Genomic DNA, 7,248 nt, shown 5'->3' with positions numbered 1-7,248 from the left:
AAATGCCAATGACGGGTCTTCTGGAATGGTCGAAACCTCAGGGTATTGCGCTTCTAAGTACTCAATAATAGGGGTGGAGTCTTGCATCACTTGATCGTCAGGGCTCAACATAACAGGAACAATACTTTGCCCCGCGGCTTCTACTATCCATTTAAGATCTGACTGATTCGAGTGTATTTTTTTATATTGAATGCCTTTGTAATGCATATAGGCCATCACTTTATGGGAGTACGGAGAACCTTGTGCTTGCCATATTCGATAGAAGTGCTCCTGCCCTTTTAGCAAGGTTTTACTTTGTTGGTGAAGTTTGTTTTCTAACCATACTGTGGCCGATTGTTTAGCGCTATTTTCCATGCTTTTTCCCATAATTGTAATGACACTATTTATGACATAACGTATTCGTGAATACAAGCTGGAAATAAGATCAGCACATTTATGGCCCAATACTTAGCAATTTGGCAATACAGCAATGCGTACTAATACGCTATGTATCAAAAACATTAAGGAAGACAGATGATTAAGAAGTTATTCTTAGGTGCAGCTGTAATAGCAACAGTTGCCATAGCTTATGTTACGCACTTTATCTTGGGCGCGTCCAAAATTGCGGCGGGTTATGTGGCACAAACCTACTGCACTAACGTTATTATGCTAGGTCGCGATAAAGCGGATATCACGGCCAATGATTTGTCCGATTTACAACGCAAAGTCACCTCTTCAGAAATATATAGTGATTATGTCGCCACCCAATTTAACGTTGGACCCATAGCACTTCGCACGCGATATGCTTTACATAGGCCCGGATTAGGTTGCAGCATAGTGGTTGACAGCGATCTGGATGAATTGCGACAACAAGGTATAAAAGGTGAATTCGTATCGCCCACACCCTCAAATTGGCCAGAGGTAAACAAAAACCTTTTGGACGTTGACTACAAGGTGTTAAACCAAGGACTGGATGCCGCATTTTATGAATCAACATCTCAGCGCAATCAACAACAATTTACCCGCGCTGTCATAGTGCATTATCGAGGGCACATAATTGCCGAGCGTTATGCCGATGATTGGGCTCCAAATATCCCTCATAGAGCCATGTCAGTGACCAAGAGTTTCTCAAGCGCGGTAACTGGCGCTTTGGTGCAGGATGGAAAACTTGCTATCAATTCGGCTACTGGGCTTGATGGTTGGTCAAAGCCAAACAGTCTTAAAAGCAACGTCACCTTAGCGCATATTTTAAACATGACCAGTGGTTTTGCCTACCAAGAAGAGATGGAATCGGATCCATTAAATGTACTTAACAGAATGTTATATGCAGAAAAAAACGCAGGTGCCTACGCCGCGCAACAAGCTTTAGATAAAGAAGCTGGCTCTTTTTGGGACTACCAAACCACTAATTCGGTTTTATTGCAATATATTGCCCGCAAAGCTTTAAATGATGATCAACAATATTTCCGTTACGCTCAAGAAAAATTGTTTAATAAACTCGGTATGGGCAAGAGTTTTTTTCAGGCAGACAGTTCAGGTACCTTCCTAGGTGGGGCAAGTTTATATGCTACCGCCAGAGACTTTACTCGCTTGGGGTTGTTGTACTTGCATGATGGCGTGATAAACGGCGAGCGCATTTTTCCTGAAGGTTGGGTAGATTTCACTCGCACCCCGTCAAAAGCCTCTATGCAACGTAATGCTTATGGAGCGCAGTTTTGGTTAAACGCACCCTCAAAAAACCAATGGAACGCAGACTTACCCGAAGATATGTATGCCGCCAAAGGTCACTACGGACAATATATAGTGATTATTCCTTCAATGGATTTAGTCATAGTGCGTCAAGGTATGACTTATGCTCCAGCAAAATTTGATTTAGATAAGCTTATCAAAACAGTGGTTGACGCCTTACCAACACCCCAAGTAGCTGCCAAAGCATTGGCTGCAAGCGATTGATTTATACGCGAGAAAAAACCATGAGTAAAAATGGGATTAAGCCTTTCCATTGCACTCAAAATGAGGGGCTGGCTATCATTTCAATCAATAATGCTCCCTGAAATAAAATGACGTTGGCATTCATCTATCCCTTAACGACTGCCTAAACGTTGACGGACTGACCCCATACCAAGTTTTAAACGCGCGACAAAAGTTTGCAACCTCGCTGTAGCCTAAAATGTCTGCGATTTTAAGTACGGTAAATCGAGCGTCTTTTAACAAGGTGGTGGCGTATTTTCGCCGTTCGGTTTCAAGTATTTGTTTGTAGGAAGTGTTAGCCGTTTTTAGTTTTCTCATTAGGGTACGGCCAGACAGGTGTAATTCTGCGCATAATTGAGCTTGAGAGGGGACAGCTGATAGCGGAATGACGGCTGATATGCTTTGATCAAAATGTTTAGCAATGATATTGGCTACTAAAATATCAAGTTCAACGTTTTGATTGAGCTGTTCAAACAGCTGTTTACATCGGTTGACGTTCAATTCGTGTGATTCTTTGTCATATAACGGAGAGGGGCTTGACCAAAGTGCTTTGGGGATCAGTATTGAATTTTTATCTTGTCCAAAAAATAGCTGGGACTGGTAAAAGGCGACCAAGTCTTGTTCTTTATCTTTCGATTGCTCTTTAAAATTAATCTTAACATCGGAGCGACAATAGCCGCCTAAGATAGTAGGTATCAATACTTCAAATAGACTCATGCTGGCTTCAAAATTAAACGCTTCGTAAGTTGCATCACCTGTGGTGTCATGCAGCAATACTTCAAAATCCTCTTGCTGCTCTAGTATTTCCCATGCATAGGCGCTGCGAACTTGCTCCCATGTCATCAACGTTTCTATTGCATGCCCTAGAGTGGGCGCACTCAAAGCGGCATAACCCACGGGGCCATGGCCAGAAATACCAAGGTGTTTACCAAAGACACTCGGCCAAGTTGGTGAATGGCTGTACTTGTAGAGGTTTTTGACAACCTGTATTGCCGAAGATATATCAATATGTTGGTTTTTTTTAAGGTAAGCAACCGTTAGTCCGGTGTTTTCAAGCACCTTTTCGGCTGGCGCAAAATCAAGGCTTAATACGCTTAAAAAATAAGATTTATTGATCACTTGTTTGCAAGGCATGGCTTTTTATAAGGACATTTGGCAGTTAATGACAATCATAATGGCAAGTGAAGAAAATAGAAATCCCTTTGTTACCCCTTATTATACAAGCCTTAGATTTTTGTGAGTAAACCTATATGCCACATTCCAAATCAACAGAACAGACTGATTACGCTAGCGTATGGCAAGAGTCAGTACCTGGTGTTGCATGGGGTACCATTGCCCTAGCGATAGGTATTGCCCTTGGATACTGGTTAATTATCAGTAGTGTTTTACAAGGTCAATTATCCTATTTTATCGCTACGCCATTGTGCGCGATATTCACTTATGCAAGCTTTACTGTGATGCATGAGGCAGGTCACGGCAGTATTGTAAAAATGGGCTCATCATTAAAGCCATTAGAATCTTGTTTAGGATGGTTATCGTCCATACCAATGATTTTGGGTCCCTATCAATATTTCACTTTTTTGCATGCTCAGCACCATGCATTCACTAACGACCCTGATCGCGACCCTGATTATTTCCCCCCTCAAACCCGTTGGTACCAGGTCATTGCTAATATATTTTTGCTTCCCGGTCAGTATGCTAAAACAGCAGCAACAAAATTTCGTCACCATAAGGGACTGCAAGATAGCTACTTTAGCTCAGCCGTTTATACTGTCTTGATGATTGGCTCTTTGGTTGGGTTAACTATTGCGGGTTATGGCACACAAGTGCTTTACTTGGCTATTGTTCCGGCTTTGATTAATTCCACCTTTATATACCTGTTTTTTGATTATATTCCTCATCATCCGCACAAATCTCGGGATCGCTATAAAGACACGCGAATTTTCCCAAGTAAGCTGTTAAACCTACTTTTGTTAGGACAAAACTATCATTTAATTCATCACATGTTTCCCCGTTTGCCTTGGTATAAATACCAAGAGGTTTACGAAAAAATATTGCCCGATTTGGATAAAAATGGCGCACCTATTGAAGACATCAGTAACGGCTTACGTCCAAAATTTATGAGCTCACCGAATACCTCAAATTTAAGCCATGGTGGTAAATCGGTGAATATGCTGCTTAAAGTGGCAAATATAACGCGTTTAACCCGTGATGCTGTAAAAGTATCTTTTGCTTTACCCAAGGGTGAAAGGCTTGACTATAAAGCCGGCCAGTATATTACTGTCAGTAAGTGGTTGGGTAACGAGCAACAAACCCGTTGCTACTCTTTATGCGCAACACCCAATAAAGGTGTGCTTGAAGTAGGTGTTCGCCATACCCCTAATGGGCTTGTTTCGGGTTTTATCAATCAAGACTTAAAGGTGGGTGATGAGCTGATTGTTAAAGGGCCATTTGGCGACTTTGTTTACCCTTGTGTAAGCCATTTGCAAACTAAGAACTTAGTTTTGATTGCCGGTGGTAGTGGCATTACCCCAGTGTTGTCTATTTTAGAAACCGCCCTAGCTGAAAATACCCTTAATAAAAAACACATTCACCTGTTATATGCCTGCCGTAATCTGCCAAGCATAATGTTTTATGACACTATTCAATCCCTTGCTGCGGCGCACAAAGCAAAGTTAACTGTGGATTATATTCTTGAAGATAATCCCCACAACATAGATGTAACAGGTCGCTTAGATCAAGCCACCCTAGAGTCATTGCTGCCTTTATTGACCGATAAAACAGATAACTATTCGGCTAAATCAACTACTGAATTTTATATATGTGGGCCAGAAGGGATGAAAAATTCAGTGGTTAGCAGCTTGGAGGTGAATAATGTACCACCTTCACACATTCACATAGAAGAATTTATTACCACCTTCACCAAGCCCATAGGCGAGTTACATACTCTTAACCTTGCTTTGCTGGGCGGCGTGCAACATCAATTAAACGTTGCCTCTAACCAAAACTTATTAGAAGTAGCCAAAGCGAACAAAATCTCGCTGCCTCATGGTTGTAGCAATGGCACTTGTGGCAGTTGCAAATTACGAGTCAAGCACGGCAAAGTCAAAACTATCCCCAACTCAAAGCCCGGGATCACAGCCCAAGAACAAGCCAATGGATATACGCTGGCCTGTCAATGCTACCCCTTGACCGATGCTACTGTGACATCCATTTAACCCGAACTCTGAATAAACAACGATCGTAAGTAGCTCTATTTATCCAGAGTTCGGGTTATTTATTATCATTAATATTGAACGGAACCCAAACATGTTATTTCAACTCAAAGTCAAAGGTTATCAATTGCTGGCAACACTTTCGAAATGGTTAGGTAAGTTAATTCCCGTTAATAACCCTATTCTTTTTTGCGGTAAAGATGCCTCGATCGAAATGTGTAATGCGCTGGCGCAAATGGGTCACAAACATGTGTTGTTAGTCACCGATGAAGTGCTGCTAAAGTTGAAGTTGGCCGACAAGGTTATCGCACAATTAGCCAGTCAAAATATACAAATCAGTATCTATAGTGGAGTGCAGCCGACCCAGATACCAAGCAAGTTTCACAGGGCACTAAGATGGTCTTAAAAAATCATTGTGATGGGGTGTTAGCCTTTGGCGGCGGGTCATCAATCGACGCTGCAAAGGCTATTGCTGCCTGTGTTACCAATACCAAAACAGCTCAGCAATTAGCAGGTGTATTTAAAGTTAAACAAGCCATTTTGCCCCTGTATGCCATACCTACTACCGCAGGCACAGGATCTGAAGTGACGCCAGCGGCGGTTATTTCAAATAGCGAAAGTCACAAGAAAGAGGTGATAATCGACCCTAAATTAACACCTAGAATGGCCGCATTAGACTGCAACTTGATGCTAGAACTACCGCCAGCCATTACGGCTGCCACGGGAGTAGATGCCCTTACCCATGCAATTGAAGCCTACATTTCAACTAACGCCACTGATCACACCAATGAGCTGGCATTATCAGCCATTAAGCTTATTTTTAAGCTCCTTGAAACAGCGGTCACTAATGGCAAAAACGTGCAAGCACGACAAAGTATGGCGATGGCGTCTTATTATGCTGGCATGGCTTTCTCGCGCGCTGGTTTAGGCTATGTTCACGCTATTTCCCACAACATAGGCGCAAAATATGCCGTACCTCACGGGATAGCAAATGCCATCATTTTGCCCCAAGTGTTGGATTTTTCATTACCTAATATTGAAGATAAGCTGGCTAACTTAGCGCGGCTTACGAATATAGTGGATAATGGCGTATCGGATAAAAATGCGGCTAAAACATTTATCGCAGCAGTCAGACAGATGATCAAAAGCATGGGCATCCCCCACTATTTTGAAAACCTAGAAGCAAAGGATATCCCAGAACTGGCCAGATCTGCTTTAAAAGAAGCGCACTTTACGCCCTATGCAGTGCCTAAATATTTAGACCAAATGGGCTGTGAAAACTTGATCAGTAAGATGATGAAGGCTTGATAACCAAGCTACATATCAACATCCTTTGATTGAAAGCGCTGAAAGTGGAGAAAGTGTTAGATACCAGTAAACAGTGCATCGTGAGCGGCTAGAAGCTGTTCTCGATAGTCAGAGACATTTGTGACAAATTCTTCTAATCGGTTTTTTTCAATGGTTGCGATAACGTTTAAACACACAAAATAATGCTTGGTGGATATTGTTATTGGCACACTTATTTTATCGAATGCGATGGATTCATCACTACACACAAATGCAACTATTCTAGAGGACATATCTTCGAATAGTTGGTTCTGTAACGAACAAACGTATGGATAACTTTTTCTGCTTTTAGCCATGGGATTGACGAACACATCAAACTGGTCCATCTATCATTTTCCTATTAAATACATAAATCGTCGTCATCAAATGGTAAACCGTGAGAAGCTATGTTTTGATTATATGCCTCCATTTTCTGCTGGTTTCGCTCTTTCCATTTGTTTTTTAACTCAGACTTCAGCGCATTTTCTAAGCTATGACTGAGATTGATACCTAAGCGTTTGGCATCCTCTGTTATGGTCTTGTCGAGATAGACATTCACTCTCACTTTTTCTTTTACAGTTCCCATAATTGACCTTTACGCAATCTCTTATACGCACAATATAGTGCGCATTTAAGGTTTGTCAATTCCCCTTACTTCGCCAACAACTCCAAAATATGCTGGGAAGCTTCGGCGCCACTGTTTTGATTTTGTCCGGTAACTAAGTTGCCATCGACTACTACATGGGTGGCTAGCATA

The 7,248-nt window shown here is 41.9% G+C and carries 6 protein-coding genes and 1 pseudogene; 3 read left to right on the top strand and 4 right to left on the bottom strand.

Features of this window, described 5'->3' with window-relative positions:
• Window positions 1-354 (bottom strand): glutathione S-transferase N-terminal domain-containing protein (locus Q0688_RS23770; RefSeq protein WP_299083149.1); only part of this gene is annotated, 354 nt, incomplete at its 3' end.
• Between the two features lie 159 nt (window positions 355-513).
• On the opposite strand from Q0688_RS23770, the gene Q0688_RS23765 reads away from it, so the two are divergent.
• Window positions 514-1,932: a serine hydrolase gene (locus Q0688_RS23765; protein ID WP_299083147.1), complete on the top strand. Its 1,419-nt coding sequence runs from the start codon at window positions 514-516 to the stop codon at window positions 1,930-1,932.
• Window positions 1,933-2,052: 120 nt separating this feature from the next.
• Here Q0688_RS23765 and Q0688_RS23760 read toward each other — a convergent pair whose 3' ends face one another.
• Entirely contained in the window at window positions 2,053-3,084 is a 1,032-nt protein-coding gene (locus Q0688_RS23760; RefSeq protein WP_299083145.1) for an AraC family transcriptional regulator, read from the bottom strand.
• A 116-nt stretch (window positions 3,085-3,200) separates the two neighbouring features.
• Here Q0688_RS23760 and Q0688_RS23755 point away from each other — a divergent pair, with 116 nt between their 5' ends.
• Together Q0688_RS23755 and Q0688_RS23745 are read left to right on the top strand one after the other, a co-directional pair.
• Window positions 3,201-5,168 carry a fatty acid desaturase gene (locus Q0688_RS23755; RefSeq protein WP_299083143.1) on the top strand — a complete coding sequence of 656 codons (1,968 nt, stop codon included), beginning with the start codon at window positions 3,201-3,203 and terminating at the stop codon, window positions 5,166-5,168.
• 91 nt (window positions 5,169-5,259) lie between these two features.
• A pseudogene (locus Q0688_RS23745) lies at window positions 5,260-6,473 on the top strand (iron-containing alcohol dehydrogenase).
• A 56-nt stretch (window positions 6,474-6,529) separates the two neighbouring features.
• Here the strand turns inward: Q0688_RS23745 and Q0688_RS23740 are convergent.
• Both Q0688_RS23740 and Q0688_RS23735 read right to left on the bottom strand, forming a co-directional pair.
• Window positions 6,530-6,838 carry a CcdB family protein gene (locus tag Q0688_RS23740; RefSeq protein WP_299083138.1) on the bottom strand — a complete coding sequence of 103 codons (309 nt, stop codon included), beginning with the start codon at window positions 6,836-6,838 and terminating at the stop codon, window positions 6,530-6,532.
• Window positions 6,839-6,852: 14 nt separating this feature from the next.
• Window positions 6,853-7,077, bottom strand: a complete 225-nt coding sequence (locus tag Q0688_RS23735) for a type II toxin-antitoxin system CcdA family antitoxin (RefSeq protein WP_299083136.1) — start codon at window positions 7,075-7,077, stop codon at window positions 6,853-6,855.
• Window positions 7,078-7,248: the final 171 nt, after the last annotated feature.

It is taken from the genome of uncultured Paraglaciecola sp., assembly GCF_937123705.1.
Classification (GTDB): Bacteria; Pseudomonadota; Gammaproteobacteria; order Enterobacterales; family Alteromonadaceae; genus Paraglaciecola.
The sequence above is the reverse complement of the archived record's forward strand: the minus strand, read 5'-3'. Positions and strand labels throughout refer to the sequence as shown.